Origin of the sequence: Halobellus salinus, assembly GCF_014646875.1 — an archaeon.
In the GTDB taxonomy this organism is placed as follows: Archaea; Halobacteriota; Halobacteria; order Halobacteriales; family Haloferacaceae; genus Haloquadratum; species Haloquadratum salinum.
In genome coordinates this window covers 87,690-113,789 of the sequence record NZ_BMOC01000002.1, presented here as the reverse complement: position 1 = coordinate 113,789, position 26,100 = coordinate 87,690, and the positions used below count along the sequence as shown (strand labels likewise).

21 protein-coding genes, 2 tRNA genes and 4 pseudogenes are annotated in these 26,100 nt (G+C 67.0%); 7 read left to right on the top strand and 20 right to left on the bottom strand.

Annotated features, from left to right (window positions below):
* The first annotated feature begins 3 nt into the window (after positions 1-3).
* Both IEX72_RS02560 and cruF read left to right on the top strand, forming a co-directional pair.
* The gene (locus IEX72_RS02560) at positions 4-840 is read left to right on the top strand and encodes a prenyltransferase (protein ID WP_188785820.1); all 837 of its coding nucleotides are present in this window, start codon (positions 4-6) and stop codon (positions 838-840) included.
* A complete protein-coding gene (cruF, locus tag IEX72_RS02555; protein ID WP_188785819.1) occupies positions 833-1,726 on the top strand; it encodes a bisanhydrobacterioruberin hydratase in 894 nt (297 codons plus the stop codon). Before IEX72_RS02560 ends, cruF begins: the two co-directional genes overlap by 8 nt.
* Before the next feature lie 14 nt (positions 1,727-1,740).
* Here cruF and IEX72_RS02550 read toward each other — a convergent pair whose 3' ends face one another.
* From IEX72_RS02550 to IEX72_RS15425, 6 genes and pseudogenes are all read right to left on the bottom strand, one after another.
* Positions 1,741-2,772, bottom strand: a complete 1,032-nt coding sequence (locus IEX72_RS02550; RefSeq protein WP_188785818.1) for a phytoene/squalene synthase family protein — start codon at positions 2,770-2,772, stop codon at positions 1,741-1,743.
* A gap of 161 nt (positions 2,773-2,933) precedes the next feature.
* The gene (locus IEX72_RS15430) at positions 2,934-3,077 is read right to left on the bottom strand and encodes an HVO_2523 family zinc finger protein (protein WP_326838252.1); all 144 of its coding nucleotides are present in this window, start codon (positions 3,075-3,077) and stop codon (positions 2,934-2,936) included.
* Between the two features lie 89 nt (positions 3,078-3,166).
* Positions 3,167-3,703: pseudogene (locus IEX72_RS15620) on the bottom strand (TSCPD domain-containing protein); the annotation flags it as partial.
* A 164-nt stretch (positions 3,704-3,867) separates the two neighbouring features.
* A pseudogene (locus tag IEX72_RS15505) lies at positions 3,868-6,847 on the bottom strand (LAGLIDADG family homing endonuclease); the annotation flags it as partial.
* A 24-nt stretch (positions 6,848-6,871) separates the two neighbouring features.
* Positions 6,872-8,197: pseudogene (locus tag IEX72_RS15500) on the bottom strand (LAGLIDADG family homing endonuclease); the annotation flags it as partial.
* A gap of 42 nt (positions 8,198-8,239) precedes the next feature.
* Positions 8,240-8,842 (bottom strand): annotated as a pseudogene (locus IEX72_RS15425) (ribonucleotide reductase N-terminal alpha domain-containing protein); the annotation flags it as partial.
* Between the two features lie 630 nt (positions 8,843-9,472).
* Between IEX72_RS15425 and IEX72_RS02540 the strand changes: the two are divergent.
* On the top strand, positions 9,473-9,694 hold the full coding sequence (locus IEX72_RS02540; protein WP_188785816.1) for a hypothetical protein: 222 nt from the start codon (positions 9,473-9,475) through the stop codon (positions 9,692-9,694).
* Positions 9,695-9,753: 59 nt separating this feature from the next.
* Here IEX72_RS02540 and trpG read toward each other — a convergent pair whose 3' ends face one another.
* The 4 genes from trpG to trpD are packed head-to-tail and all read right to left on the bottom strand — an operon-like array spanning position 9,754 to position 13,832.
* A complete protein-coding gene (gene trpG / locus IEX72_RS02535; protein ID WP_188785815.1) occupies positions 9,754-10,389 on the bottom strand; it encodes an anthranilate synthase component II in 636 nt (211 codons plus the stop codon).
* Positions 10,386-12,119, bottom strand: coding sequence for an anthranilate synthase component I (gene trpE, locus IEX72_RS02530; RefSeq protein ID WP_229663711.1), 1,734 nt, complete (start codon positions 12,117-12,119; stop codon positions 10,386-10,388). The genes trpG and trpE overlap by 4 nt, the downstream gene beginning before the upstream one ends.
* Complete coding sequence (locus tag IEX72_RS02525) at positions 12,116-12,805, bottom strand: phosphoribosylanthranilate isomerase (protein ID WP_188785814.1); 690 nt, start codon at positions 12,803-12,805, stop codon at positions 12,116-12,118. The genes trpE and IEX72_RS02525 overlap by 4 nt, the downstream gene beginning before the upstream one ends.
* 4 nt (positions 12,806-12,809) lie before the next feature.
* On the bottom strand, positions 12,810-13,832 hold the full coding sequence (trpD, locus tag IEX72_RS02520) for an anthranilate phosphoribosyltransferase (protein ID WP_188785976.1): 1,023 nt from the start codon (positions 13,830-13,832) through the stop codon (positions 12,810-12,812).
* A 246-nt stretch (positions 13,833-14,078) separates the two neighbouring features.
* Here trpD and IEX72_RS02515 point away from each other — a divergent pair.
* Positions 14,079-14,153, top strand: a tRNA-Val gene (locus tag IEX72_RS02515).
* Between the two features lie 223 nt (positions 14,154-14,376).
* On the opposite strand, the gene IEX72_RS02510 is transcribed toward IEX72_RS02515, so the two are convergent.
* The 3 genes from IEX72_RS02510 to IEX72_RS02500 all read right to left on the bottom strand — a co-directional run bounded on the left by IEX72_RS02510 (position 14,377) and on the right by IEX72_RS02500 (position 16,180).
* On the bottom strand, positions 14,377-14,781 hold the full coding sequence (locus IEX72_RS02510; protein ID WP_188785813.1) for a helix-turn-helix domain-containing protein: 405 nt from the start codon (positions 14,779-14,781) through the stop codon (positions 14,377-14,379).
* 186 nt (positions 14,782-14,967) lie between these two features.
* Complete coding sequence (locus IEX72_RS02505) at positions 14,968-16,026, bottom strand: sulfite exporter TauE/SafE family protein (RefSeq protein WP_188785812.1); 1,059 nt, start codon at positions 16,024-16,026, stop codon at positions 14,968-14,970.
* Positions 16,016-16,180: a DUF7512 family protein gene (locus IEX72_RS02500; protein WP_188785811.1), complete on the bottom strand. Its 165-nt coding sequence runs from the start codon at positions 16,178-16,180 to the stop codon at positions 16,016-16,018. The genes IEX72_RS02505 and IEX72_RS02500 overlap by 11 nt, the downstream gene beginning before the upstream one ends.
* Before the next feature lie 258 nt (positions 16,181-16,438).
* Between IEX72_RS02500 and IEX72_RS02495 the strand changes: the two genes are divergently transcribed.
* Positions 16,439-17,284, top strand: a complete 846-nt coding sequence (locus IEX72_RS02495) for a universal stress protein (RefSeq protein WP_188785810.1) — start codon at positions 16,439-16,441, stop codon at positions 17,282-17,284.
* Positions 17,285-17,454: 170 nt separating this feature from the next.
* Positions 17,455-19,794 carry a hybrid sensor histidine kinase/response regulator gene (locus tag IEX72_RS02490; RefSeq protein ID WP_188785809.1) on the top strand — a complete coding sequence of 780 codons (2,340 nt, stop codon included), beginning with the start codon at positions 17,455-17,457 and terminating at the stop codon, positions 19,792-19,794.
* Positions 19,795-19,833: 39 nt separating this feature from the next.
* Here IEX72_RS02490 and IEX72_RS02485 read toward each other — a convergent pair whose 3' ends face one another.
* From IEX72_RS02485 to IEX72_RS02455, 7 genes are all read right to left on the bottom strand, one after another.
* Entirely contained in the window at positions 19,834-20,670 is an 837-nt protein-coding gene (locus IEX72_RS02485; protein ID WP_188785808.1) for an RAD55 family ATPase, read from the bottom strand.
* Positions 20,671-20,879: 209 nt separating this feature from the next.
* The gene (locus IEX72_RS02480) at positions 20,880-21,896 is read right to left on the bottom strand and encodes a mechanosensitive ion channel family protein (RefSeq protein ID WP_188785807.1); all 1,017 of its coding nucleotides are present in this window, start codon (positions 21,894-21,896) and stop codon (positions 20,880-20,882) included.
* A 157-nt stretch (positions 21,897-22,053) separates the two neighbouring features.
* Positions 22,054-22,124, bottom strand: a tRNA-Pro gene (locus IEX72_RS02475).
* A 134-nt stretch (positions 22,125-22,258) separates the two neighbouring features.
* Complete coding sequence (locus IEX72_RS02470) at positions 22,259-23,161, bottom strand: RNA-guided pseudouridylation complex pseudouridine synthase subunit Cbf5 (RefSeq protein ID WP_188785806.1); 903 nt, start codon at positions 23,159-23,161, stop codon at positions 22,259-22,261.
* 22 nt (positions 23,162-23,183) lie between these two features.
* Entirely contained in the window at positions 23,184-23,762 is a 579-nt protein-coding gene (cmk, locus tag IEX72_RS02465; RefSeq protein ID WP_188785805.1) for a (d)CMP kinase, read from the bottom strand.
* Between the two features lie 105 nt (positions 23,763-23,867).
* On the bottom strand, positions 23,868-24,791 hold the full coding sequence (locus IEX72_RS02460; protein WP_188785804.1) for a DUF106 domain-containing protein: 924 nt from the start codon (positions 24,789-24,791) through the stop codon (positions 23,868-23,870).
* Between the two features lie 89 nt (positions 24,792-24,880).
* Complete coding sequence (locus tag IEX72_RS02455; RefSeq protein ID WP_188785803.1) at positions 24,881-25,519, bottom strand: adenylate kinase; 639 nt, start codon at positions 25,517-25,519, stop codon at positions 24,881-24,883.
* Positions 25,520-25,652: 133 nt separating this feature from the next.
* On the opposite strand from IEX72_RS02455, the gene IEX72_RS02450 reads away from it, so the two are divergent.
* Positions 25,653-26,093: a hypothetical protein gene (locus IEX72_RS02450; RefSeq protein WP_188785802.1), complete on the top strand. Its 441-nt coding sequence runs from the start codon at positions 25,653-25,655 to the stop codon at positions 26,091-26,093.
* Positions 26,094-26,100 lie beyond the last annotated feature (7 nt).

Below are 26,100 nucleotides of genomic sequence, written 5' to 3'. Positions count from 1 at the left end.
GGGATGCTCGGGCGACTCCGGTATCTGCTGACGCTGTCGCGGCCGCGCTTCTGGCTCTACCTCGCCGGTCCCATCGCGGTCGCGGTCCCGTTCGGCGTCTCCTCGACCGACGGCCTGTTCACTCCGGTCACGCTCCCGCTTTTCGCGTACTTCCTGCTCCCGGCCAACGTCTTTCTCTACGGCATCAACGACGTCTTCGACGCCGATGTCGACGTCGAAAACCCCAAGAAAGGGGGTCGGGAGGCGCGGTGGAAGGAGGACCCGACCGTGAGCGCCGTGGTGGTCGGGTTCGGGCTCTTGGGGATCGCGACGTTCGCGCTCACGCCCCGCGTCTCGTGGCCGTACCTCGCGGGCTTTTTTTTCCTGGCCGCCCAGTATTCGGCGCCGCCGCTGCGGTTCAAGACGACCCCCTTCGCGGACTCGGTCTCGAACGGATTGTATATTCTCCCCGGGGCCGCGGCGTACGCCGCAGTCTCCGGCGTCCACCCGCCCATAGGGGCACTCGCCGGGGCGTGGCTCTGGACGATGGGGATGCACACGTTCTCTGCGATTCCCGACATCGAACCCGACCGCGCGGCGGGGATCCGCACGACCGCGACGGTCCTGGGCGAGCGTTGGACCTTCGCATACTGTCTCGTGTGTTGGCTCGCGGCCGCGGCCGTTTTCACCCTGGTTGACCTCCGCCTCGGCCTGTTGCTCGTCGCGTACCCGGTGGTCGTCTTGGCGGTGTTCCGTTCCGACATCGACGTCGAGCGGGCGTACTGGTGGTATCCCGCGTTCAACACCGCCGTGGGGACACTTCTGACACTCGGAGGGCTCTGGAGGCTGCTCTATGCGTGAGGCGGGTGCAGCGGCGCTTACGGCCCGACTGCCCCGCACCCGCGCGGAGTGGGAGGCGCGACTGGAACGACTCGTCCGGGAGAACCGGTTCACCATCTCGGTGTTCTTCCCGCTGAACGGGATCGTTCTCCTGCTTGCGAGCGCCGAAGGGGTGCTCCCTGCGCCGCTTTCGTTCAACGGCCTGTTGATCCTCATCGGGACTGCGGTGATGCGCTCGCCGCTCGTGGTCGGGGTGCTCCGTGCTACCGACCGCCGCGCCGCCACCGGTGTCGGACTCCTCGTGGCCTACTCGTACACGGTTGAGTACGTCGGCGTCCACACCGGGGTCCCGTACGGGGAGTTCTTCTACGGCGTTGACCTCGGGCCGGTCGTCGCGGGCGTCCCGCTGGGACTGCCGATCTTCTTCGTGCCGCTCGTGATGAACGGGTATCTGCTGTGTCTCCTCCTGCTCGGCGACCGCGCCCGCGCCGCGGCGATCCGGCTGCTCGCAGTGATCGCGACGGTTGTGACAATGGACGTCGTCCTCGACCCCGGCGCGGTCGCGCTCGGGTTCTGGGTCTACCCGAACGGAGGGGCGTTCTACAGCGTGCCGCTGTCGAACTACGCGGGGTGGGTGCTGTCGGCCACCGTTGCGGTGGTCGCGCTGGACTGGGGGTACGACCACACCGCGCTGGTCGACCGACTCGACGAGTGTGAGTTCCTGCTGGACGACCTGGTCTCGTTCGTGATCCTGTGGGGCGGGATCAACGCGTGGTTCGGTAACTGGGTCGCCGTCGGGGTTGCGGTGGTGTTCGGGGCCGGACTGGTCAGGGCTGATCGGTTCGACGCACCGACAGCAGGGGCGCCGTGGCGGCGTGGGTCCGACACCCCGGACCCGAAAGGGTAGGCCACGACCGGCCGCTACTCGCTCCGCGTGAAGCTCCGGAGCCACCCCGACACGCGGCCGCCGACCCGGCCGGCGCCGAGCCACGAGGTCCGGCCGCGCGAGGGCCCGGAGTGGCCCGCATCCTTGGTGGTGTCACCGTCCTCGGGGTACGGCACGACACTCACCCGTCGGAACACCGCAACGGGATCGCTCTCGAACGCCCAGTAGAGCCGGGTCTTCGCCAGCAGGTACAGTTTCCGCGACGTCGACAGCGACGGCGTCACCGAGAGCACGTCACAGTCGAGTTTCCGGATCTCGCGGTGGTGGTCGGCGTACAGCACCGCCGCGAGCAGCACCGCGAACTGGCAGTCCTCGGGGAGGTGCTGGATCCCCACAACGCCCTCACGGTAGAGCGCCTCCGCCCGACGGAGCTCCTCGTCCATCGCCGCGCGGAACCGCTCGTCGTACTCGAAGTCGAGCACCTGTTGTTCGGTCACACCGTGTGTCCGGAGCGTCTCCAGGGGGAGGTAGATCCGGTCGCGTTCGACGACGTCTTCACGGACATCGCGGAGGAAGTTCGAGAGCTGGAACGCCTCCCCCAGCGCGGTCGCGTGCGGGATCGCCTCCTCAGCGCGCGGCGTCTCCATAATCTGGGTCATCATCCGCCCGACCGCGGCGGCGGACCCGTCCATGTACGTCTCCAACTCCTCGTAGGTCTCGTAGCGGTCGGTGTCGACGTCCGACAGCATCGCGTCGATGAAAACGTCGACGTCGGCGTCGGGGATGTCGTGGGCCTCGCGGAGTTCTGAAAAGGCGTCCAAGACGGGGTCGTCGGTCTCCACCTCCCCGAGCGCCTGTCGGCGGAGGTCTTCGAGTCGTTGCCGCTGCTCCGGTGGGGGGGCGGTGTCGGCGGCGTCAACGACCTCGTCGGCCACACGGAAGAACGCGTACAGCACATAGGTGGCGTGCCGGACGCGCTCGGGGAGGACCCGCGTCGCGAGGTGGAAGGTCTTCCCCGTGCGGCGTTGGATCGCCTTGCTCTGCCGGATCTGGTCCTGTTCGACCATCGTTAGCGGTTACACGTCAGGGCAGCTACTTGCCGTCGCGTCCGACCTCGCATCTGTCAATTACGCTTCGGACTGAACTCATATAACCCTTCGTGCCGACCGGCGGCTGACCGCACCACGGCGGCCGCAAGATTTGGCATGTTTCTAACTAGATCCCCGACTCACCAGAACGTGTCACTGCAGTCGTATACGACACCGTGGTCGGGGCAGACGTATTTGCAGTGACGGTGGGCCATCGGCCGGTCACAGATCGGGCAGGGTCGTCCCCGTGAAACGGCCGTCTCCGACTCGGTCGGTTCGCTCACGGGAGTACGGGACGCGGCAACCGACAAGAAGGTTCCCGTTTCGGAGAGGGTCCGAACGGGACACCCGTGCTACCGGGACGCGACCCGCTTCAGCACTCCGACCAGCCGCAGGACTCGCAGGTCTTGCAGCCCTCGGAATAGTACAGCGACATACTCCCGCACTCGGGGCACTCGGGGCTCTCGCCCGCCTCAAGCAGATCGGCGGCGGCGTCGGAGCCGGCTGCCCGAGTGCTGGCATCGGGGCCGCTCGCGTCAACACCGCCCACGTCGGCGTCGCTCACGTCGACCGATGCGCCGCCGTCGGTCTCGCGGCCGAGCTGTGGCACCGAGTCTTCCTCGGTCGCCTCGGAGACCTCCGTGAGGTTCTGCTGTTGGGGATATCCCTTCTCGATCTCGCCGTCGAGATAGCGGCGCATCGCGGTCCCGATTGCGTCGGGAATGGAGTTTATCTGCTCGCCTTTGTCCCAGGCGACCTTCGGGCTCCGGATGCCTTGGAGTTCGCTCGCGATTTCGCTCGGATCGACGCCAGACCGCAGCGCAGTCGAGATGGTCTTCGCCAGCGCCTCCGTGAAGGAGGCGGTGAACCCGCCGGAGTTGCCGATATTCGCGAACAGCTCGAAGGGACGGCCGTCGCCGTCCTCATTAACGTTGACGTAGAGCTTTCCGTAGCCCGTGTCGATCCGCTGGGTGACGCCGTAGAGGACGTCCGGCCGCGGGCGCTTCTTCCCGAGATCGGTCTCGCCGTCCGCCGCGGACAGCAGGCGTTCGACCTCCTCGTCGAGAGCCGCCTGAACCGCCTCGTTGTCGAGGAAGCCCTCGATCCCGCCGAAGACCTCCTCGATCTGTTCGACTAGAGTCTCGGCGGCCTCGCTCTCGTCGGCGAAGTCGGTGTTTTGTGCGCGCGTAGTGAGCACCTGCTTCGAGCGGGTGCCGTCGCGGTAGACGGTCACGCCCTTCCCACCGTTCTCGTAGATGTACCGGTAGACCTCGTCCATGTCTTCCTTGGTCGCGGAGTTGGGGAAGTTACAGGTCTTCGAGATGGCTGAATCGACGCCCTCCTGGGTGGCACACTGCACCGCGGCGTGCTGTTTGCCCGAGAGGTCGCCGGTGACAACGAACAGCTCCGAGATGGACGCAGGCACGGTCGACAGCGACGAGACGCCGTCGAACTCGTTTTCGGCCATCTGGTCTTGGGCCTCCTTTTTCACCGCCGCAACGTCGATGTCGTTGGCCTCCAGCACGCGGAGGAAGTAGTCGTCGAACTCCACAAGCATCTCGTCGCCCTGAACGTCGCCGGAGACGTTCTTGTAGAAGGCGACGTTGTAGATCGGCTCGATTCCCCCCGTCGTGTTGCCGATCATGGAAGTCGTTCCGGTCGGCGCCACCGTGGTGGTGTTGTGGTTCCGGATCGGGAATCCATCCGCCCACTCGTCGGCGTCGAGCCCGGTGTGGTGCTCGAACCACTCGCGGTACGCCGTCGGGTCGGCGTACTTCGACTCCTCGAAGTCGGCGAAGGTGCCGCGCTCCTCGGCTAGACGGTGGCTGGTCCACTTCGACTCGTGGTTGATGTGGGTCATGAGCTGGCGGGCGACTTCGTTGCCCGCCTCGGTCCCGTACTGGATCCCGAGCTGGATGTACAGCTGCGCCAGCCCCATAACGCCGAGGCCGATCTTCCGCATCCGCCGGACGGTCTCTTCGATTTTCGGCACCGGGAAGTCTGACATCGTGACCACGTTCTCGAGGAACTGGGTCCCGCGGTCGATCCGGTAGTCGAACTCCTCGAAGTCGATGGCCTCCGCCAGGAACGCGTCGACCGCCTCCTCGAAGGAGTCGTAGTCGTCGCCGTGGGCGTCGTACCAGACCCGCCAGTCGGGGGCGTCGACATCGACGAGCGTCGAGAGGTTGATGTGGCCGAGGTTGCACGCCTCGTACTCCTCGAGCGGCTGCTCGCCGCAGTTGTGAACCACGAGACCGTTTGCGACGAACGAGTTGGTGTCGGGCTCCGTCAGGTCGTAGACGGCCTCGTGGCCGTCGTACGCGACGGACTCAACGGTCGCCTCGAAGCGCTCGGCGTACGGGCCGCGATCGTAGTCTGCGAGCCGGGATTCGAGCGCCTCGGACTTGGAGTCGAGTAGGAAACCGACCTCCTCGGCGAACCGAACGAGGTTGTCCTTCGTGATTACGAGGTCGTGGTCCGCCTGTGTCTCGTAAGTCGCCGTGCCGCCGTTCCCGTCCGGGAGCTCCGCATCGCCGGCCTCGTGGCGGTCCTCGTAGATCGTGCTGAAGATCCCGAAGTTGAGGAGCAGGCGTTGTACGTCGGCGAGCAGGTCGGTACTTGTACTGGTGAGACGTACGGACGCACCCTTTTCGACCGTGCCCTGAACGCTGCCGTCGGCGCTGAAGAGCGCCCGCAGGAATCCCCGAGCCATCTCCTCGCTGCCACGCTCGACGGCTTCGGGAACCTGTAGTTTCTCGTCGACCAAGCCGGTGGCCTCGGCGTACTCGTACAGCCGGGCCGAGCGAATTCGCTGTTCGACCGCTCCCGCACCGCGGTAGTCGTCGCCGCGGGCGGTCTCGCTCACGCCGACCTCGTAATCGGCGTTGCCGAGCGGTTCCCTGACGACCTCGTTCACGTCGTTGGCGAACGCGTCGGAGACTGTCGCGTCCTCGTCGTAGAAGTTGAGCACCGCGCGCTCCTCGCCGGCCTTGACGTGTCCGTCGCCGACGAGCCAACCGAGTACTCGTCCCTCGGCAGCGGATCCGTGTTGGCCGAACTCGCCCTTCCGGTTCTGGACGTGAACAGTATCGCCAGCTTCCAGTTCCCCGGCCTCGACCCACCCGTCGTCGGTCATGACGCGGTGGTCCTCGGTCAGCCGGAGTTCGTATCCTTCGGCTGTCGTCAGCTCGTAGACGTCCTTCTCACCGGTCTTGTAGACGCTGCTCGCCTCCTTGACTCGGTCCTCGGCGAGCCGGCCGTCGACGACGACATCGCGAGCAGCACCCTGTTCGTAGAGTTCTTCTGCCGGAACGAGCCCGTTTTCAGTGCTGATTCGCGTGTCACCCGTGACACAGGGATTCGTCGCCAGGATCTGATGCTCCGGATGCTCCTCCACGTCGAAGGAGTGCTGCTTGTTGACGCGTTCGAGGTAGATCACGCCGGGTTCGCCGTTCTCGTGGGCGCCGTCGACGATCTGGTCCCAGAGCGTCTCCGCCGGGACCGACAGCTCCTCGCCGACCTCAACGTGCTCGCCGAGATCGAACATGTCGTAGAGCTCCTTCGTCTCCGCGGTCGCGACGTGCGGTTCGCCCGTCCGGGGGTTGGTGAAGGTGAACTCCTCGCCTTCGAACACCGCGTCCATGAAGTCGTCTGTGATCCCCACGGAGATATTGAAGTTCGAGAGGTGGCCCTCGACCGCGTTCCGGAGGTGTTTGGGGACGCGCCCCTCGTCGTCGATCAGTTCGCGGGCCTCGTCTAAGGCATCGGCGAAGGAGTTGTGGGTGAAGTCGTCGGGGTCGTTCAGCCGGAGGGTGTGGGCAAGCGAAACGTCCTTGTTCTTCGCGTGGAGGAACTGGATGACGTCCGGGTGGGACACGCGCATCACGCCCATCTGGGCGCCGCGGCGCGCGCCGCCCTGCGCGATCGTCTCGCACAGCTGGTCGTAGGTCCGCATGAACGTGATCGGGCCCGACGCGATCCCGCCGGTGGAGCCGACCGCGTCGCCGTAGGGGCGGAGCCGCCAGAACGCATACCCCATCCCACCGCCGCTGTTGTGGGAGACGACGCCGTTGGCGACGTACTCGTGGTTCCCAGCGACGGTGACGTCGTAAACGGTTTCGGGTTCGGTGTCCTCGACGGCGACGACCTCCTGTTCCCAGGTGTGCCCGTTGACGACGGTGCCGCACTGGGTCGGCCCTGGCGGCGTCTCCGAGAGCGACGCCGAAAGCTCCGTCGAGCGCGTGTCGACGTAGCCGACAGCCGACGCGAAGCGCTCGAGACCGACCGAGTCGGTCGGCGCCACGCTGAAATACTCGCGGTCGTCGTTCTCCCACTCCCACTTCGTCGCGGGGATGCCGACGCCGAGGAGCAACTGCAGCGTGCCCTCGACGAGTTCCTCCGACGCGTTGTAGAGCCGGGGGTAGCGTCCCTTCGTGAGCGTCCCGTCGGTTGAAAACAGTCCACGGAGGAACGCGCAGACCCGTTCGTGGTCTGTCTGCCGGATGTGGTCGGGAACGCTCGCGGACGCCGAGGACGGCTTGGCGTCGCCGAAGTTCCGGAGCCAGAAGCGTTTGACCTCGTGGCTGTGGATTACCGCCTCGTAGCAGCCGTCGGACCAGGTGTAGTCGATCCCGGTGTCGAAGAGCTCCCGCGAGAGCGTGTCGATGTGGTTGAGCACGTCGTCACGATTGACGTGGAAGCGGATCCCGTCCTGGTGGACCGATCCGTCGCCGATCCAGATCCCGAGCAACTCCGCGAGATCGGCGGTCAGTTCCTCGGGCTGGGTTACCGTCTTGACCGGCTGCCCGTTCGCTTCCAATCCCCGGGCGGTCCGGTGTTGCTGGATCGTCGCGGGGCTGACGTCGAGCGCTGTCGCCATCTCGCCGTCCGAGTGCCCCTCGTCGTACAGCGTGTCGAAGGCGTCCTCGTCGAAGCTCGCGCCGGCAGGTCGGCCGCCGGTCCCGTTCGCCGGGAGGTCGAGTTCGTTCGCGCGGCGGCGCTGGACGGTCGAAGGCGAGCAGTCGAGCGCCGCGGCGATCTCGTAGTCGCTGTGTCCGTCGGCGTGGAGCTCCGCGATCGCCTCGTTCGAGACGGTCCGGGCGTTCTCCCACTGGCCGCCGGCTGCGACGGGTTCCAACGGAGGTGTTTCGTCCTCGTCCGTGAGCCAGCCGAGCCTGAGCGAGACCGTCTCTCCGGGTTCGACATCGCCGATTTCGCGCCATTCGCCGTCGACGAGGAGCCGGTGGTTCGGCGTCCCACGGACCGAGACGCCACCCTCAGTGACGAGGCGGTTCGTCGGCGCGTCGTCGTAGGCGTGAACCTCGTCGACGGTTCGGGTGCGGTGGCCGTCGTCGTCGCGCTGCACGATCCGATCACCGGGCTCGACGTCGGCTATCGAGACGATACCCTTCCCCTCGACAGTGACTGTCGCATCCTCGGTCAGACACTGGAAGACCTGTGCGGCCTCCTTTGCGGTCTGGTGGATGTCGTCGATGTCGTCGTCGGGGGAGTCGACGAAACACGCCGACAGCTGCTGGAGCTCGTCGCCGGCGTTCATGAGCGTCGGCGAGTTGGGCATGAACGACAGCGAGTCCATGAGCGACTCGAACTCCTCGCGTTTGGCCTCGACTCGTTCACGGACCTCGTCGGGGAGTTCGGGGACGATGGTGTCGTACGCGAACTTGTTGACGTTGTAGACCGACAGTGCCGTCTCCGCATCGTCGGCGGCGGTGGCCCCCTTGCCGAAGACCTCCTCGGCGAGTTCGTCGCGCCGGGGGTGGTCCGGCTTCAGTTGGTCGGGCGTGACCGTGATCTCGACGCCTCGGGTGTCGGCCTCAAAGACCGCCTCCGCCAGGGCGACGTTCTTCGCGATGCGCGGGAACAGTTCTTCCGGAGACTCGCGCGGATTACCGTCGGGGTCTTTCCGGAGGTACCGCGCAGGGAGGATGTTGTGATAGGCGTTGGCGGTCAGCCGGTCCTCGAGCGTCTCGCCTTCGGTCCGCTTGACCGGAAGCTCGAGTTCGTCGGCGCCTGCGGGTCGGTTACTCATCTACTGTGCCTCCGGGCCGGCGGGTCGGCGCCGGGCCGCGTCGGTTCGGGTGGTTGGTTCGACTACGATCATGTGTAACGGTGAGTCCGAGTGACGCAGGTCGGTTAAGCGCTTCGGGATCCCGGTACCGTACAGTGAACTATCACTTTTGGGACCGCGGTCTCTTCCCGACCCTGCCACGCGTCAGACGTGACAGCACCCCGTTGGATCCAGTGGGATATCAAGATACCCAGACCGGAGTGAAAGTGGATTTTGAGTCAACACACACCGCCGGTGTGGTGCGATAATCCAGACGAACCGGTGGGGTCTCAGCCGGGAGCGTGGCCCCGGCACACGAGGGAGCGATCCGGTTGGGTTCGCACGCGACCCGCGACTGAACCGCTCCCGCGCTCGGGGGATGTGCCTGTTCCGTTATGTATTGAGAACCGAGTCGGTCGTGTCGGCCTCGCCCGCGGTCGCGAGCCGGTACTATTTGGTTAGGAGTGAAATAGATGAAGATGGTAGAGTGACGACCTCGGAAGCCCCTTCCATTCCCGCCCGTCGGGGGTTTTCTGGTCAGAAGTCGAGTAACTAAACACGACCCGCGAGCCCTCCCACAGACTTATTCGGGTGCCGGCGAGACGAGCGGGTATGACTCCCGGACTCGTATCGGCAGTCCCGGCCCTGCCGCTCCAGCTCGGCGGGCTGCTGGGCCAACCGCTCGGACAGGCGCTCGCCGTCGTCGTCGCGATCGCGGTCGTGATCCTCGTCGGCCGGATCGCGCTGAAGATCGCGTGGCGGCTCGTCACGATCGCCGCGGTCGTGATCGGCGCGCTGCTCGTGTTTTCTTTCTTCGGCATCAACGTCCTCTGACGGGGCAGCCCCGTTGTCGGCGCCGTGCGGCCGGAAACCGACCGGACATGACCGGCCGCCTACGCCCGGGTCGGCGTCCCCTCCGACCGCGACCGCACACACCGGGCAACGAAGTTCCGGATGATGTCGTGGCCGACCCCCGTGAGCACCGACTCGGGGTGGAACTGCACCGCCTCAATGGGGTGCTCGCGGTGGCGGATCCCCATCACGAGTTCGTCGGCGGCGTGATCGGTCGTCGCCGTCACTGCGAACGCCTCGGGGACCGCCGTCGCGATCAGCGAGTGGTACCGCCCGGCCTGGAACCCCTGGTCGAGGCCGGCGAACACCCCGTGGCCGTCGTGATCCACCGGGAACGCCTTTCCGTGGATGGGCTCCGGGGCGTGGCCGACGGACCCGCCGTACGCGTAGACCGCGGCTTCGAGCCCCAGACAGACCCCCAGCGTCGGAATCGACTGCGACAGCGACGTCAACATGTCGTTGGTTACGCCCACGTCCCGGTCGTTCTTCGGGTGGCCCGGGCCGGGGCTGATCACAATGGCGTCGGGGTCCAGCGCGCGGAGGTCCTCGAGTGAGGCGGTGTTTTTCCGCACGAGCACGTCAACGCGCTCGCCGTCTACCCGCTGTTCGGAGGCGTACTCCACGAGGTTGTATGTGAACGAGTCGAAGTTGTCGACCACGAGCAAGCGGAGCGTCACCGGACCACCTCCTCGGTGTCGGGATCGTCATCCGGTTCGGTGTCGGGGTCACCAGACGGCCGCTCGATCCGGTCGATCGCGGCCAACACCCCGTGCATTTTCTGTTCGGTCTCCTCATACTCGGCAGTGGGGTCGCTGTCGGCGACGATCCCCGCGCCCGCTTGGACCGAGATGGTGTCCGTGTCGCCGCTCCGGTCGACCGTCGCGGTCCGGATCACGATCGCGACGTCGGCGTCGCCGGACCACGAGTAGTAGCCCACACCGCCGCCGTAGACACCCCGGGGAACCGGTTCGAGGTCGTCGACGATCTCCATCGCCCGCACTTTCGGCGCGCCGGTCAGTGTCCCCGCGGGAAACGTCGCGCGGGTGGCGTCGAAGGCGTCGGCGGCGCTCCGCTCGCGGCCTGTTCCCACTCCATCGTCCGCCGAAGCGAGCGTCCCGGTCACGGTCGACTCGATGTGCTGAACGTGGCTGTATTTCAGGACGTTCATGAACTCCTCAACGCGCACGCTCCCGGGTTCGGAGACCCGACGCACGTCGTTGCGCGCGAGGTCGACGAGCATGGTGTGCTCGGCGCGTTCCTTGCCGTCGGCCAACAGCTCGCCCGCGAGCCGTCGGTCCTCCACGGGGCTGCTCCCACGGGCGGAGGTACCCGCGATGGGGTTCGAGACAACCCGGTCGCCGGTGACCGACACCAGCGTCTCGGGGCTGGCGCCCACGACGTGTCGGCCGTCGTGCCGCAGGAGGTACATGTACGGCGAGGGGTTGACCGCACGTAACGCCTCGTAGAGCCCGACAGGGTCGACTTCCCCGCGGAGCTCCCGCACGCGTGAAATAACGCCCTGGTAGATGTCGCCGTCGAGGACGTGGCGCTTGGTCTCTCGCACCGCCGCCTCGTAGTCTGCCGTCGTACCGGCGGACTCCCCTGAGCGAACGAACCCGTCCGGGTCCGGGGCGTCGGCCGCGTCAAGCACGTCGGCGACCCGCCGGGCCTCCGCTCGGAGGTCGTCGTAGACGGCCCCGGGGTCGTCGTCGGGGGCCACGACCGGTGTCAGCACTAGCGACACCGACCCGTCGGCGTGATCGACCGAGAGGGTCTTGGTCGTGAGCACGAACTCCGCGTCCGGGGTGTCCGTGTCGGGGCGGTCGACGCCGACGTCCGAGAGCCACAGGTCGTAGACCGCCTCGTACGCCAGAAAGCCCACGAGTCCGCCGCGGAGCTGCTGGCGGTCGTCGTCAGGGAACCCAACCCGCGGGAGGTCGGGGAACGCCGCGCGGAGCCGGTCAAGCACGTCGGGGTCGGCCGCGCCATCCGCGCTGGTCGCGCTGGTCGCGCCATCCGCGCCATCCGCGCTGTCGCTCCCGACACCGCCGCCGGCCGCCGGCGTCTCGACGTATGCCGCGGCCCGTCCGTCCAGCCGCTCGACTTCGGTGCCCGCGGGGCCGACCCTGACGACCGCGTCGGGGTCGTACCCCACGAACGAGAAGCGGGCGTGGCGGTCGGCGGTGGCGTGGTCAGGCGCGAACGCGCCCGCGGGGTCGCTCGACGGCGTCTTCTCGGCGCTCTCCAGCAGGAACCCGTAGTCGCTCCGCCCCGCCAGGGCAGCGTACGCGGCCAGCGGTGTCACCTCCGGCATCGCGGCGGTCACGTGGGCCACCACCGGGCCCTCGGCCGCCGCGTCCCCGACTTCGTCGACGAACGCCGGCCGGGACTGCGAGAGGTCGGTCACGACGGCACCTCCTCGGGAGCTCCTTCGAGCGTCTCGGACCCATCGACGCCGTCAGCGGCGGCGACCGCGTTCGCGACGAACCTCCTGACTGCGTCGCGATCCTTCCGTCCGCCCGTCCGCTCAACGCCGCTCGCCACGTCGACGGCGAAGGGCCGAACCGTCCGGACGGCCTCGGCGACGTTCTCCGGTGCCAGCCCGCCCGCAAGGATGACCGGCGTCTCTACGGTCGCCACAACCTCCGCGGTCGCGTCCCAGTCGTGGGTTTCGCCGGTTCCGCCCGCGCCGGCACCGTCGACCGAATCCACGAGGACGGCGTCGACCGCCGGCGCAACGGCACGCACGCGCTCCGGCGCCTCGGCGTCGACGACGCCGACAACCTTCGCGGGGATCGACTCGCGGAGCGACCGAAACTCTCCGGGGGCGAACCCGCCGTGAACCTGGAGCACGTCCGGCCGCACGGCCTCGGCCGTCTCGACCGCTTCCGCGACGGTCTCAGGCATCGTCACCAGCGTCGTCGTGAGGAACGGCGGCGCCGCGTCGACGAGCGTCGCCGCTCTCTCGAGCGAGACATCCCGTGGCGTGTCGACTGACACGTCGGTGATGATCCCGACTGCGTCCGCGCCGGCGCGTGCGACCACCCGCAGGTCATCGCCGTTCGTCACGCCACAGATCTTCACCCGGACCATCCGGTCAGCCCTCCACCGGGGCGTCGACGGCGCCACACAGCGCCGCGAGCGTCTCCCCGGCGTCGCCCCCGTCGATTGCCTGTGCGGCCGCCTCAACGCCATCGGCGATGGAGTCGGCGAGGCCGGCGACGTAGATTGCCGCGCCCGCGTTCGCGAGGACGATGTCGCGCTTCGGGCCGGTCACCGCACCGGTCACAACCGCCCGGAGGTCGGCGGCGTTCTCCTCGGGCGTACCGCCCGCGACCGCCTCAACGGGCGCGGACTCGACCCCGATCTCCTCGGGCGCGATGGTGTACTCGGCGATGGTACCGCCGTCAACCTCCGCGACGACGGTCTCATCGTGGAGCGCGATCTCGTCCATCCCCGCGCCGTGGACGACCAGGGCCCGGTCGACCGACATGTGTGAGAGCGCCCGAGCGAGCACCGGCACCAACCCGGGGTCGTACACACCAACCACCTGCGCCTGCGCGTCCGCAGGGTTCGTCAGCGGGCCGAGAACGTTGAAGATCGTGCGCATCCCGAGCTCTTTCCGGGGGCCGATGACCGCCTTCATAGCGGGGTGGAACACGGGTGCGAGCATGAAGCCGATCCCGTCGCGCTCGATCGCGTCCTGTACTGCGGGCGGTTCGGCGTCGACGTCCGCGCCGGCGACCGTGAGAACGTCCGCACTCCCCGAGGAGGACGAGACCGAGTAGTTCCCGTGTTTTGCGACCGCGGCGCCGGCGCCCGCAGCGACGATCGCACTCGTCGTCGAGACGTTGATGGTGTCGTGGTCGTCGCCGCCGGTCCCGCAGGTGTCGACCAGCGGCGCCCGGTCGGGGGTGATGGTGCGGGCGGCGTCCCGCATCCCCTGGGCGAACCCCGCGATCTCGGTCTCGGTCTCGCCTTTCGCCCGGAGGGCGGCCAGCAAGGCGCCGATCTGGGCCTCGGTCGCCGCCTCGAAGACGAGCCGGACGGCGTCCCGGGACTCGTCCTGTGTCAGATCCTCGCCGTCGGCCGCGCGTTCGATGTATTCCTGGAGTGTCATCGTGGTCACCGATGTACGGTTTCGTGTTGTAGTGAACAAATCCGTTCATCAGTATAAGCCTGTCGGAGCAGCACTACCGGAAACACCGCCGTCAGCCTCGTCACGGTGGATCCACACGCCGACGCGGCGATGGACGCGAGCAAAACCGGCGGACAGCGCGCCGCGGTGGCCGAAACGAAACCTTAAATTATGTCCCCACGGAACGCAGAACTGCGAAGACGAAAGCGGCGATGCGTTCGGACTGGCGGGTTGGTAGTCTAGTCCGGTTATGACACCTCCTTGACATGGAGGAGGCCGGCGGTTCAAATCCGCCCCAACCCACTTTCTGATTCCTCGCGACGACGAGCGACAGCGAGGAGTTCGTGGAATCGGAAGCGGTCACGAAGGGTTCGAAACGGGAAGTGTAGCGAGGGTTGCGGGCGGAACGACCGTGGTTCACAGTCCGCCACAATCGGGGTTCGTGACCGTTCGCAACGCTCCCAGAGGGAGCCAGGGCTTACGGCGGTGACGACCGGACGGTTACGGGCGACGAAAACGCGGCGGGCTACCCCTCAACGGGCGGCGCCGAGGCGTCGGAACGGTCGTATTTGGTCTCGAACTCCTGGATGAGTTGACCCATCTTCGCGTACCAGTCGTTGAGCATCCGCTGCATGTCGTCCGCGATCTGCGACGGGTCCGTCGGCGAGTAGACGTGATAGTAGCCGCCCTGGTCGTAGTTGATCTGATTTTTCTCGATGAAGCCGGTCTGCAGCAGCCGCTGGACCGCACGGTAGGCGGTCGAGCGCTCGCGGTCGACTGCGTCGGCGATCTCGTCGACGGTCAAGGGGTTCTCGGCTCCGACGAGCGCTCGGAAACACTCCTTGTCGAGCTCTTTGAGCCCGTGGAAACACGCTAGCAGCCCCTCGCACTCCATGTCCCGGCGGAGTTGCTCGGACATCGAATCTGGCATTGGTATCGTCGAGACGTAGACGCCGAGAGAGTAAAAGATTTTTGCACGGTTCGCACAATTTCGTGCCGAAACGGCAACCGTGGAACAGTCCCGGAAGAGGAGCCGGGAACCCCGGGCGAACGGGAATCGAAGACCCCCCATCGCGCACGAGTGGGAGCCCGGCCCTGCCGCCGGGTCACAGACCGGTCAGTCCGCAGCCGCGGTCCCCTGCCGGCGCGTCTCGCGTAGCGACGAGACGGTGGTGTAGACGATCGCGAGCGCGACGACGACCGCCGCACCGATGACGAGCACCAACCCGAGCAGTTCGAGCGGCGGGCTGCCGAGGTAGGAGCCGACCTCGCCGATCCCGACTGCGATCGCGCCGATCAGGAGCATCCCGCCGAAGTAGACCTTGATCCCGTCAGCGTCAACCACGGCGGTCGCCGCGGAACCGATGCGCGCACCCAGGGCGCTCCCGAACAACAGCGGCGCGACGATGCCGAGGTCGACACCACCGCCTTGGCCGTAGAGATAGCTGCCGAGGCCGCCCGAGAACACGATCTCGAAGAGGTCGGTGCCGACCGCGACCGGCACCGGAACACCGATAGCGTAGATCATCGCAGGCATCCGGATGAAGCCGCCACCGACGCCCAAAAAGCCCGAGAGGAGGCCGGTCGCGAACGCGACCGCAGTGATGACCCACGCGGAGACGCGGACGTCACCACGGAGCGTCACCATCGGCGGGATCCGAACCGTCTCTTGGATCGTCTTCGCGATCTCGGGGACCTCGTACTCGCTGAGATCCTTGTCAGCCGCCTCGTGGTCAACGCCACCGCCGCCGTCGCTCTTGAGAGCGTCGCGGGTGACCATCGCGCCGACACCGCCGAGCAGGACGACGTACGCGATACTGATGATCCCGCCGGCGAGCCCCAGCGACTCGAGGTAGTAGACGATGGTCCGCCCGGCCTCGATGCCGATGGTCGTCCCGGTGATCATGATCACACCGAGTTTGTAGTCGACCTGCCCGAGGTCGTGGTGTTTCAGCGTCGCGATGACGGCCGTCCCGAAGACGAACGCCATCCCGCTCCCGACCGCGACGGGTGCCGGGTATTCGAGCATGAGCAGCGCTGGGGTGACGAGAAACGACCCGCCCATACCGAAGAACCCGAACAGAACGCCGACGACGAGGCCGAAGCCGACGAACAGCGCCAGCATCTCGGGGCTCGTTCCCAGGACCCCGCCGCCCCCGAGAACGCTACTGAGCATCCGACTCACCCCCGAGTAGGAGTGTCGTGAGGTACGGCCCGAGGAGCCGTTCGAGTCCGCCGTAGCCTACGTACAGCACGATCGCTTCCAACAGGATCGCCCCGATGAGCGCGGCTGTCTCCGGATCCCACGTGGGGACCGCTAGCCCTGCCATCGGCTCTCACTCAGAGTTTGGAACGCGGTTATTCGGTGTTGGCACATTTCTGCTCACTCCACCCTACCCGGTTGAGTGATTTAACGGTTTTGGGAATGGAGTACAATACTATATCCGGGTAAGTTCGGTGGGAGTACTCATAAGTTACGCGTCGGATATCGATCCGCTAGCCCGGTTGGGCGGTCGGTGTCGGTTCGGTGGCCGGACTCGCACGGAGTGAACAGAACTCTGTTGTGGAAGCCGGATGAAGAGCCCGGTATGAGGGCCCTGTGTGCAACCGATCTGTCGGCCGCCAGTGAGGCCGCAATAGAGAACGAGACGTGTCTCGACTGTCTGGGTCGCATCGGCATCGGTACGATCCACCTCGTGACGGTTGTCCCGGCGAACGTTCACTCCGGAATGCCCGGCATCAACCTCGACAGGCGCCGCCAGCAGGGGCTGGATCGGTACCGTGACGTGATCGCGGCCGCCGGGTTCGAAGTCGAGACCCACGTCGTCCGTGGCACGCCCTATCGCCGTATCAACGGCATCGCCGAAACGGTCCGAGCGGACCTCACTGTCGTCAGTTCACGCGGGCAAAGTCCGCTCGAAAACCGCATCATCGGTTCCACTGCACGCAACCTCGCGCGAACGACGGTCGTGCCACTGTTGGTCAGCCGTGTCGAGCGGGAGGCCGACGACCCGGACGTGCTCCGCGAACACCTGTTCCAGCGGATCCTCTTTGCAACGGACTTCTCGGAACACGCCGACCGGGCGTTCGATGCCTTCTCGTACCTCCACCCCGCGACCGAGGAGGCGACGCTTGTTCACGTCCGGTCGTCGAAAGACGCCGGCGCCGACTCCGGCCCCGACCCACGTGAGCGCCTGGCCGAGCACGCCGGCACACTCGAAGGGTGGGGTATCGAGACGCGGATCGAGGTCCGGGAGGGCGACCCCGCGGACGAGATCCTCGACGTCGAAGCCGACGTGACGCCGTCGACGGTGGTGGTTGGGTCGAAGGGGCGAAGCCGCATCCGACGCCTGCTGTTGGGCAGCGTTTCCGAGGAAGTCGTCGCCAGAGCGGCTGGAAACGTCTTCCTCGTCCCGCCGCCCCGGGCGGTCTGATCGGGTTCGTGTCGTCGGTTGCTAGCCGTCGCCGACCGGTGGTGGTTAGCTAAACGCGGCCGGGTCCCTCAGCAAACATATTTGTCCCCATGGGTGTAGCGTTCGGTATGGTGAGGACCGTTGAGAGAGGACGGTCAGGCGACTCTGGTGGGGAAATACGAGTCCTACACGTGGACGACGACCCCGAATTCACCGACCTCACAGCGTCGTTCCTCCGGAAGTCGGAACCGACGTTCGCGATCAGCACGTCGACGGATCCGGGCGAGGCGCTCGAACAGTTCCGCGAGTCAGCGTTCGACTGTGTGGTCAGCGATCATAACATGCCCGGTGCGACGGGGCTGGAATTCCTCGAACAGATCCGCGAGATCGATCCGGACGTGCCGTTTATCCTCTTCACCGGGGGGGGCTCGGAGACCATCGCCAGCCGTGCGGTCTCCGCGGGGGTGACCGACTACCTCCAGAAGTCGGCCGGAACCGACCAGTACGCAGTGCTCGCAAACCGGATCCGGAACGCGGTCGAAACCTACCGGTCCCGGCGCGCGCTGTCGGAGAGCCAAGAGCGGCTCTCGCGGTTCATCGACCAGTCGCCACTGGGGACCATCGAGTACGATGAGACGTTCACCATCGTCCGGGTCAACGACGCCGCGTGCGAGGTTCTGGGGTACGAACCCGGGGAACTGGTCGGCGGGTCGTGGGCCCCGTTCGTGCCCGAGGACGAGGAGCTGGAGGTTGCGGCGGTTGAGCGGGGACTCCGAGAGAACCAAGCCGGGTTTCACAACGTCAACGACATCGTGACCAAGGACGGCGAGCGCCGCCGGACGGCCTGGTACAACCGTGTCGTGACCGACGACGACGGCGAGGTCATCACCATCTTCGCGCAGTTCGAGGACGTGACCGACGCGCACGAACGGCAGCAGAAACTCAAAGAGCAGGACGTCCTCGAATCGACCCTCTTCGAGACGCTTCCGGTTGGCGTGCTCGCCGAGGACGCCGACCGGAGGGTGATCCGGATCAACGACCGGCTGCTCGACCTGTTCGGGCTTGAGTGGGACCCTGATGACGTTGTCGGCGCCGACTGCGAGGCGTTCGCGGCCGAGTTGGCCGACCGGTTCGCCGACGCGGACCGGTTCGTCGACCGGATCGAGCGAGTGACCGACGAGCGGGAGCCGGTGTGGAACGAGGAGTTGGTTCTCGGTTCGGGCGACGCCCTCGAGCGGAGCTACCGGCCGATCGAACTCCCCAACGGCCCAGGGCACCTTTGGGTCTACTACGACGTCTCGGACCGCCGGATGCGGGAGCGGCGCCTGGAGGCGCTGAACGAGACCGCCGGGGAGCTGATGGCGGCCGAGACCCGCGAAGAGGTTGCGGAGATCGGCGTTGAGGCCGCCGACTCCGTGCTTGGGCTCGACCTGAACGCGATCCACCTGTTCGAGCCGGGGACAGGGCTCGTCCCGGTCGCCGGAACCGAGGCGGGCCGGGAGCTGATCGGCCCGCTCCCCACGTTCAGCGAGGGCGACAGCATCGCGTGGCGGGTTTACGAGACCGGCGAACCGGCCTCGCTCGACGACGTGCGGACGGACCCGGATCGGTACAACCACGACACCCCGGTTCGGGGCGAACTCTGCCTCCCGTTGGGCGACTACGGGGTGTTGATCGCGGGGTCGCCGACCACCGGGGCGTTCGACCGGTCGGACGAGGTGCTCGGCGAGGTCCTCGCGACCGCGCTCGTGGCCGCGCTCGAACAGGTCGATCGGACCGACCGGCTTCGGGAGCGCGAACGCCGGTTAACCCGGCAGAACGCGCGGCTCGAGGAGTTCGCGAGCGTGGTCAGTCACGACCTCCGAAACCCGCTCAACGTCGCCGACGGTCGGCTCGAACTCGCGAGGGCGGAGTCCGACAGCGAGCACCTCACGGCGGTCTCGCGGGCGCACGACCGGATGGCAGAGCTGATCGACGAGCTACTCACTCTCACTCGCGAGTGCGACACGCAGATCGATCTGACACCGGTTGGGCTGGAGTCGATCGCCCGTACGTGTTGGGGGAACGTCGACACCGGGTCCGCACGGATCGACATCCGGACCGATCGGACGGTTCGAGCTGACGGGACGCGGCTCAAGCGCCTGCTTGAGAACTTGCTGCGGAACGCTGTGGAACACGGCTCGGCGAACCCGCGCTCCGATGGTCGCGGGGGTGCTGTGGAACACGGATCAACGGGCAGGCGAACGGACGCGGACGGTAACGGGGTCGAGATCGCGGTCGGCGCGCTCAACGGGGGCTTCTACGTTGAGGACAACGGGCCGGGAATTCCACCCGAGAACCGGGGGTCGGTCTTCGAGTACGGCTACTCGACCGACCCGAACGGGACGGGGCTCGGGCTCGCGATCGTCAAACAGTGTGCGGAGGTCCACGGCTGGGACGTCGGCGTCACGACGGGGGACAGCGGCGCCCGCTTCGAGATCACCGGCGTCGACGTCGTCGGTTCCTTGGGGACCGACTCCGGCGACGGGTAGCCACGCCGCACGGCGCCCGGACGCCGACCGGTCACTGCCTCACCTGATCTTCCGGACGTCGCTCACGTCGAACCCGCCCTCGTGGATCTCGGTCTCGAACCGCACGATGTTCTCGCGTTCGATCTGCGACAACACCCCGCTGAACTCTTGGACCACCATCGTGCGGGCGCGTTTCGAGCCGCCGGACTCCCACTCGAACTGGAGGGTTCCGTCCGCGGCGTCCATCAGGTGCCCGAGTTGGGTGTCCTCAAGGATTTCTCGGCTCGCGTACGTCAGGATCAGGCCGTTCCACCGGTGGGCGGCCTTCCCGAGTCCCCTGACGAGCATCGCGACGTCGTTCCACTCCATCTCGTCGGAGGCCGCCGCCACGAGGTCGGTGATTGAATCGATGATCACCAGGTTGTCGGACGCGTGTTCGTTGAGGTAGCTCCCGAGGGCGGTCAACACGTCGCTCCGGTTTCCGCTGCCGCTGAGGTCCTGGAGTGTGGTCGTCTCACCCCGATACCACTCCCGTGGGACCGGACTCAACTGGAAGTATTCAGGGGAGAAGTCCCGAACCGTGATATGCTCGGTTGCAGCGTCAACGAGATCCTCGTCGAGGACGTACGACAGCTCCTCGCGGATCGTGGTTCTGTCGTCGGTAAACGAGAGGTAATGGACCTCAGGCGGGAGAACGGCGTCCTCGTGGAGGTCCCCGTAATGCAGCCCGAACAGGTCCGTGTCGGCGCGCGCGACGGCGTTCATCGTCGCACTGGTGTACATGAACTCCCGGGCGCCGGCGCCGGCGTCGCCGACGAGAAGTACCACTGTCCCCCGCGGTGCGCCGCCCTTGATCACCTTGTCGAAGCGGGAGACACCGAACGGGATCCGGGGCATATCCCACGGTCTCGCGTCGCGCTGTTAACGGTTTCGGGGGTCACATCGGTACTGGGTTGTCAGGGGCGCACTCGGTTGGGTCGGTGGTCGGCGGGACCCCGACGCGATCACCCCGGTCTCGCTCCCGCCCTGACAGCCTCCCACGACTGAACCCGCGGGGCTTCCGCCTCGAACCACCGGAGCCAGCACCGCAACGACGTCCCGTGCGGCTACTGCTCCTCGTCGGGACGCCGGGCGCCTGCCGGGTCGTGCTCCTCTGCGGCCCCGCCGCCGCTCGTGACGCTCCGATCCCGGCCACCAACCGTTGTGTTGAGCGTGCCGCTGGTGTCGTCGAACACCAGGTGTCGATGCGGGTAGGCGAACCTGATGTCCGCCTCGTCCGTGCGGAAGGCGTCCCAGACCCGATCCCGGATCCGGGACTCGATGGTCGGGATCCTGTAGGGTTTCGTGACCCAGTACCGGAGCCTGAGCAGCACCCCGTCGTCGGCGAACGACGACCGCAACACTGTGGGACGGGCGGGGTACCGCGCGCTGCCGATCCGGATGTCGGGGCCGCCGCCGATCACCGCCTCGTCGTTCCTCGCGGCCTGCCGGAGCAGCGTCTTCGCACGTTCCGTGTCTGAGCCATACGTGACGAGAACGTTCAGCCTCAGCCGCACCCGCTCGTCCTCCGCGGAGTAGTTTGTCACCAACTGCTCCCGCATGACGGAGTTGGGGATCACGAGCGAGGTGTTGTCGAGCGTGATCACTTTGGTGTACCGGATGGTGATCTCGTCGACGAACCCGCGCCGGCCGTCTTCGAGTTCGACCATGTCGCCGATCTCGTAGGGCTGGTCCGCGAGAATGAACAGCCCGTTGATTGTACTGCCGACGATGGGGGCGAGCACGATCCCCAGGACCGCCGAAAAGACTGTGACCGACAGCACGATGCTCCCCGGATCGAACCCCAAAATCCCCGCTGCGACAGCCAGAGTGACCGCGACGATACCCAGCCGGAGCAGCCGGAGCATCATCTGTGCTACGCTCTGCCTCCGGAACCGCCTGGCGATCGGACGGCCCGCCAACCGGACCGCGTACCGCGAAAGCACGACCCCGACGGCGACCACGACCGCCGCCGCGACCCACCGCCACCCCGAAAACGTCAGCCACCCCAGCGCGACGGTGACCAACCCGTTTCCGCCGCGGACGGCGCCGGCTGCCACCGCGGACGGTGCGGTCAGCCACATACCACCGACCACGGCAACGGTATATAAAAAAGGTCGTCCGGGACTGCACGCGGCCTACGCCCGGATGTCATCCGACCTGCTCGGCGAGTCGACAGCGGCGTGAACTGAACGGACACGCCGGCGGTCGTAGGAATCGTCCGTTTCGCATCGCAAAGAGTGGGACCGCTGAGAGTCGAACTCAGGTCCTACCGACCCCATCGGCAGAGGATACCACTACCCCACGGTCCCGCGTGCAACTGTGCTGACGCCCGTTCCACCGTTAAGTGCTTCGTTTTTCCCGTCCCATCGCACCGACTCGCGAGGTCGACCCCGCGCTCAAACCAGAACGCGCTCCAGCGACGCCACAGTCCCCGACCCCGCGCTCAAACCAGAACGCGCTCCAGCGACGCCACAGTCCCCGACTCCGCGGCCGGATCCCCGACCAGCCGGCCGAGACAGACCGCGGTTCCGTCTGGCGTGACACAGACCACAAGCGGCGCCTCAGTATTGGGCCCTTCCGCCGCCGCGGACTCCGCCGCCGGGTCGGCGTCGACGACTCCCGGAGCGTACACCGGTGCCCCGTCAGCGATCTGGTCGGCGGCCGACGCTGCGACGGTGAGTTGCGGGAGGTGAGTCAGTGCGCGTTCGGCCGGGGCGACGACGTCCCGCAGCGGTGCCTCGTCGCCGTCGGCCGCGAACGCCAACGCGTCCGTCAGGTCCGCCGTCGAGACCAGGTCGGTGTCGTCGAACGGGTCGGTTGCGGTCCGCCGGAGGTGACCCATGTGCGCTCCGGTGCCCGCCGCGAGCCCGAGGTCGTGACACAGCTTCCGGACGTAGGTCCCGCTCTCACACCGGATGTGGAGGAGTGCCTGCCTGTCACGGACCTCAAGCACCTCCAACGCGTGGATCGTCCGGCTCCGGAGGCGCCGGGCGACCGCGCTCTTCCGGGGCGGCTTCTGGTAGATCTCGCCCTCGAACTCCGAGACCACGCTGTCGAGATCGGCGGGCGCGGGGGCGTGGAGTTCCAAGACAGCAATGTACTCCTTCGTGCCTTCGAGGAATACCTGTGCGACCCGGGTGGCGTCACCCAGAAGGGTCGGGAGACACCCCGTGACTTTCGGGTCGAGGGTCCCGGCGTGTGCCGCCCGGTCGACGCCGGCGGCGTCGCGGGCCCACGCCGACACCTGGTGTGCGGAGGGGCCGGCGGGCTTGTCGAGGTTCACCACCCCGAAGGACAGCAACTCGTCGATGGACCGCTCTCCGGGGGCGCTTCGGCGGGTCGTCACGTTCGGGGCTCCCTCCTCATGCTCAGAAGTCGTAGGAGACGCCGTCGACCGGGTACGTCCCCTCGTCCCCGACCGGATCGTACGCCTCGACCGCGGCGGTCAGGATGTCCGAAACATCGCTCTCGGCCCACCTGGCGGTGTTCAGCGCGATGTCGTAGATCGACAGGTCCGCGATGTCGATCCCGTAGTACTCCCGGTAGCGGAGCGCCTCGCTCTCCTCGCGCTCGCGGGTCTCCGCCAGCGCCGTCTCCGCGGACTTGTCCTCGCGGTCGGCGATCCGGGCCGCGCGCACCTCGATCGGGGCATCGAGCCACAGCCGGAAGTCCGCCGCGTCGCCCGCGAGCCACCCCGCCAGCCGCGACTCCAGGAGAACGTCGTCGCGTTCGAGCGCGACCGTCCGGAGCCGGCGGTCGAGGTCGCGGTCGATCTGGTCGTCGTCCTCGGCGAGCCGATTGAACTCCACGGCCGAGAGCCCCCGCTCGTCGGCGAGTTCGCGGAAGATGTTCCCGCCACTGACGTGTTCCAGGTCGAACGCGTTCGCCAGCGCCGCGACGGTCGTACTCTTTCCGGCCCCCGGGGGACCGGAGACGGTCACCAACATACTCCACCTGGGTGTAGGCGTGTAAAAGAGGTTGTCTTTGCGGGGCGTCAGCCGCCACCACACTGGGACGGGCGGGCTGCGAGCGTCGCCGGCTCGAAGCCCGGCTCAGGACGACGTGGGCGAGATGTCGATGTTCAGACTCTTCCGGATGATCTGGGTGAACCCCATCGAACAGACGAAGTACCAGATGATCCACGCCTGGATCGGCCCCAGAACCGACTCCGTCCACTCGACGCGACCGATGAGCGGGAGCACCAGCGAATCCAGCGCGATCTGTGCGGACGCGTTCGCCCCGACGCCGATCGACCAGTACATCCACAGGAACACCGGGATGGTGAAGAACATGATCCACACCATCGGGCGGAACTGCTCTTTGAACATCCCGAGTTGGTCGCCCATCGCGTCCATCTGCTCCTCTTGGATCTCGTCTAGGGCCTCGTCGTCGCCGGACTCCTTGGCCTCCTTCCGCCGCTCCTGGATCTCCTGCATCCGCTCTTGGTACTGGGACATCTTGTCCATGTCCATGAGGTTCGCCTGCAGCAGCGTCGAGTACAGCCCGGTCGCGAGCGCCAAGATCATGACGACCGCGTAGAACGGCAGCACCTCCTGAAGCGGGCTGAGCGGGACGTCCATCACCGTCCCGATGACGTCCCGGAGCGGCTTCCACGAGTAGCCGACGAACAACCCGAGCGTCACGACCGCCGCGCCCTTGTCGTAGGTCGACCACGACGACCCCTCGTCGTCACTCGCGGCGTCGTCATCGCTCCCGGAGTCGCTCGCACCCGGGGTCGCAGCGGGTCCGAGCCCGGCCTGTGTCGCCTCGATGTCGGCCAGCCGGAACCCCTCCTCGCCCTCGACGAGGATTCCCTTCTGGATGAGGCGACCCCACTGCCCCGAGGAGAGGTCGCCCTTCACGTCGAGCCACTTGATATCGCCGTTGTCGGCCCGGTCGAGGACCGTTTCGACCGCGTCTCGCATCTCCTCGTCGCCGTCGACCAGGGAGCGGACTTTCGATTCGATTTGCGGCATCTACTACGTCGTAGCCGGCCAGCCGTAATGAACCTTTTACTCTCTGTGCCCAGCGTGCGGCGCTCGGCACGGCTGCAGGAGACCGTCGGCTACGATTCGACGGCGTCCACGATCGCGTCGAACACGGCGTCGGGCGACGCCTCGCCGTTGACATCGGTCAGCACGCCCGCCTCGCGGTAGTGCTCAATCACGGGAGCGGTGTTCTCCTCGTAGACACTCAGCCGCTCGCGTGCGGTCTCCTCGGTGTCGTCCTCCCGCTGGACCAGCTCCCCGCCGCACTCGTCGCAGACGCCCGGTTCCTCTGGCGGCTCGAACTCGACGTGAAAGTTCTCGCCGCACGCCTCACACACCCGGCGCCCGGTCAGCCGAGTGATGAGCTCGTCGTCGTCGACCGCGAGGTAGACCACGGCGTCAAGATCGGTGATCTCCGAGAGGAACTCCGCTTGGTCGAGGTTCCGGGGGTAGCCATCGAGCACGTAGCCGCCGGCGGTCGTGAGCGCCTCCTTGACGATGGCGTTGACAACCGTGTCGGGGACGAGCGCCCCGGCGTCCATGTACTCGCCAGGGGTGTCGTACTCGGTGTCCATGTCGCTGATGTCCATCCCCTTGTTGGCGCGGAGCGCGTCGCCGGTCGTCACGTGTTCGACGCCGAACTCCTCGGCGAGCCGCTTCGATTGGGTTCCTTTGCCGGCGCCCGGTGGGCCCAAGAGCAGAATGTGTTTGCTCATACCGTCGGATCCCGCCCCGTCCGTATAACGTTGAAGAAAACCGTCCGGCGGGTGGCCGGATTCGAGATGGTAGGTCGACGCGCGGTCCCGTACCCTGCCGAACCTTTTCACGGACGCGGATGGAGTACTCCGTATGACACGGTTCGACGCCGACGACCCCCGGGACCGCCGGAAGCTGTTCGCCGACGCGATCGCCGCCCACCGAACGCGCGCAAGCCCGTTCGTCACCCTCGAAGCCGACACCGACTCCGGCCAAGACGCGCTTGAACCCGCCACCGACTCCGGCGAGGATGGGGATAGAGACGACGACACCGCCCGCCCGTGGGTCCAGTTCGGCGACAACACGTTCAACCTCGACGTGACCGACGCCGAACTCGACGACCTGAAGGGGTTGGTCGGGGAGTTCCCGGAGTTCCGGATCCAGCAGTTGGAGTCACCCGAGGAGGCGGAAGGTACCAACGCCCGCGTCACCGCCCGTTCGGACCCGAACCGGCTGGCGACGTTCGCGGATCGGGTATTCCTCGACGTCTACGACCGGGCGAACGACTACCGGGCGTGGGTCGCGGAGGTCTGAGACACTC

Excerpts from the sequence above, each read along its gene's own strand:
- IEX72_RS02460 (WP_188785804.1), bottom strand. The coding sequence starts at position 24,791 with ATGCCGCAAATCGAATCGAAAGTCCGCTCCCTGGTCGACGGCGACGAG.
- cmk (WP_188785805.1), bottom strand. The coding sequence starts at position 23,762 with ATGTTGGTGACCGTCTCCGGTCCCCCGGGGGCCGGAAAGAGTACGACC.
- IEX72_RS02540 (WP_188785816.1), top strand. The coding sequence starts at position 9,473 with ATGACTCCCGGACTCGTATCGGCAGTCCCGGCCCTGCCGCTCCAGCTC.
- IEX72_RS02525 (WP_188785814.1), bottom strand. The coding sequence starts at position 12,805 with ATGGTCCGGGTGAAGATCTGTGGCGTGACGAACGGCGATGACCTGCGG.
- IEX72_RS02510 (WP_188785813.1), bottom strand. The coding sequence starts at position 14,781 with ATGCCAGATTCGATGTCCGAGCAACTCCGCCGGGACATGGAGTGCGAG.
- IEX72_RS02500 (WP_188785811.1), bottom strand. The coding sequence starts at position 16,180 with ATGGCAGGGCTAGCGGTCCCCACGTGGGATCCGGAGACAGCCGCGCTC.
- IEX72_RS02560 (WP_188785820.1), top strand. The coding sequence starts at position 4 with ATGCTCGGGCGACTCCGGTATCTGCTGACGCTGTCGCGGCCGCGCTTC.
- cruF (WP_188785819.1), top strand. The coding sequence starts at position 833 with ATGCGTGAGGCGGGTGCAGCGGCGCTTACGGCCCGACTGCCCCGCACC.
- IEX72_RS02505 (WP_188785812.1), bottom strand. The coding sequence starts at position 16,026 with ATGCTCAGTAGCGTTCTCGGGGGCGGCGGGGTCCTGGGAACGAGCCCC.
- IEX72_RS02495 (WP_188785810.1), top strand. The coding sequence starts at position 16,439 with ATGAGGGCCCTGTGTGCAACCGATCTGTCGGCCGCCAGTGAGGCCGCA.
- IEX72_RS02485 (WP_188785808.1), bottom strand. The coding sequence starts at position 20,670 with ATGCCCCGGATCCCGTTCGGTGTCTCCCGCTTCGACAAGGTGATCAAG.
- IEX72_RS02455 (WP_188785803.1), bottom strand. The coding sequence starts at position 25,519 with ATGAGCAAACACATTCTGCTCTTGGGCCCACCGGGCGCCGGCAAAGGA.
- IEX72_RS02550 (WP_188785818.1), bottom strand. The coding sequence starts at position 2,772 with ATGGTCGAACAGGACCAGATCCGGCAGAGCAAGGCGATCCAACGCCGC.
- trpD (WP_188785976.1), bottom strand. The coding sequence starts at position 13,832 with ATGACACTCCAGGAATACATCGAACGCGCGGCCGACGGCGAGGATCTG.
- IEX72_RS02450 (WP_188785802.1), top strand. The coding sequence starts at position 25,653 with ATGACACGGTTCGACGCCGACGACCCCCGGGACCGCCGGAAGCTGTTC.
- IEX72_RS02480 (WP_188785807.1), bottom strand. The coding sequence starts at position 21,896 with ATGTGGCTGACCGCACCGTCCGCGGTGGCAGCCGGCGCCGTCCGCGGC.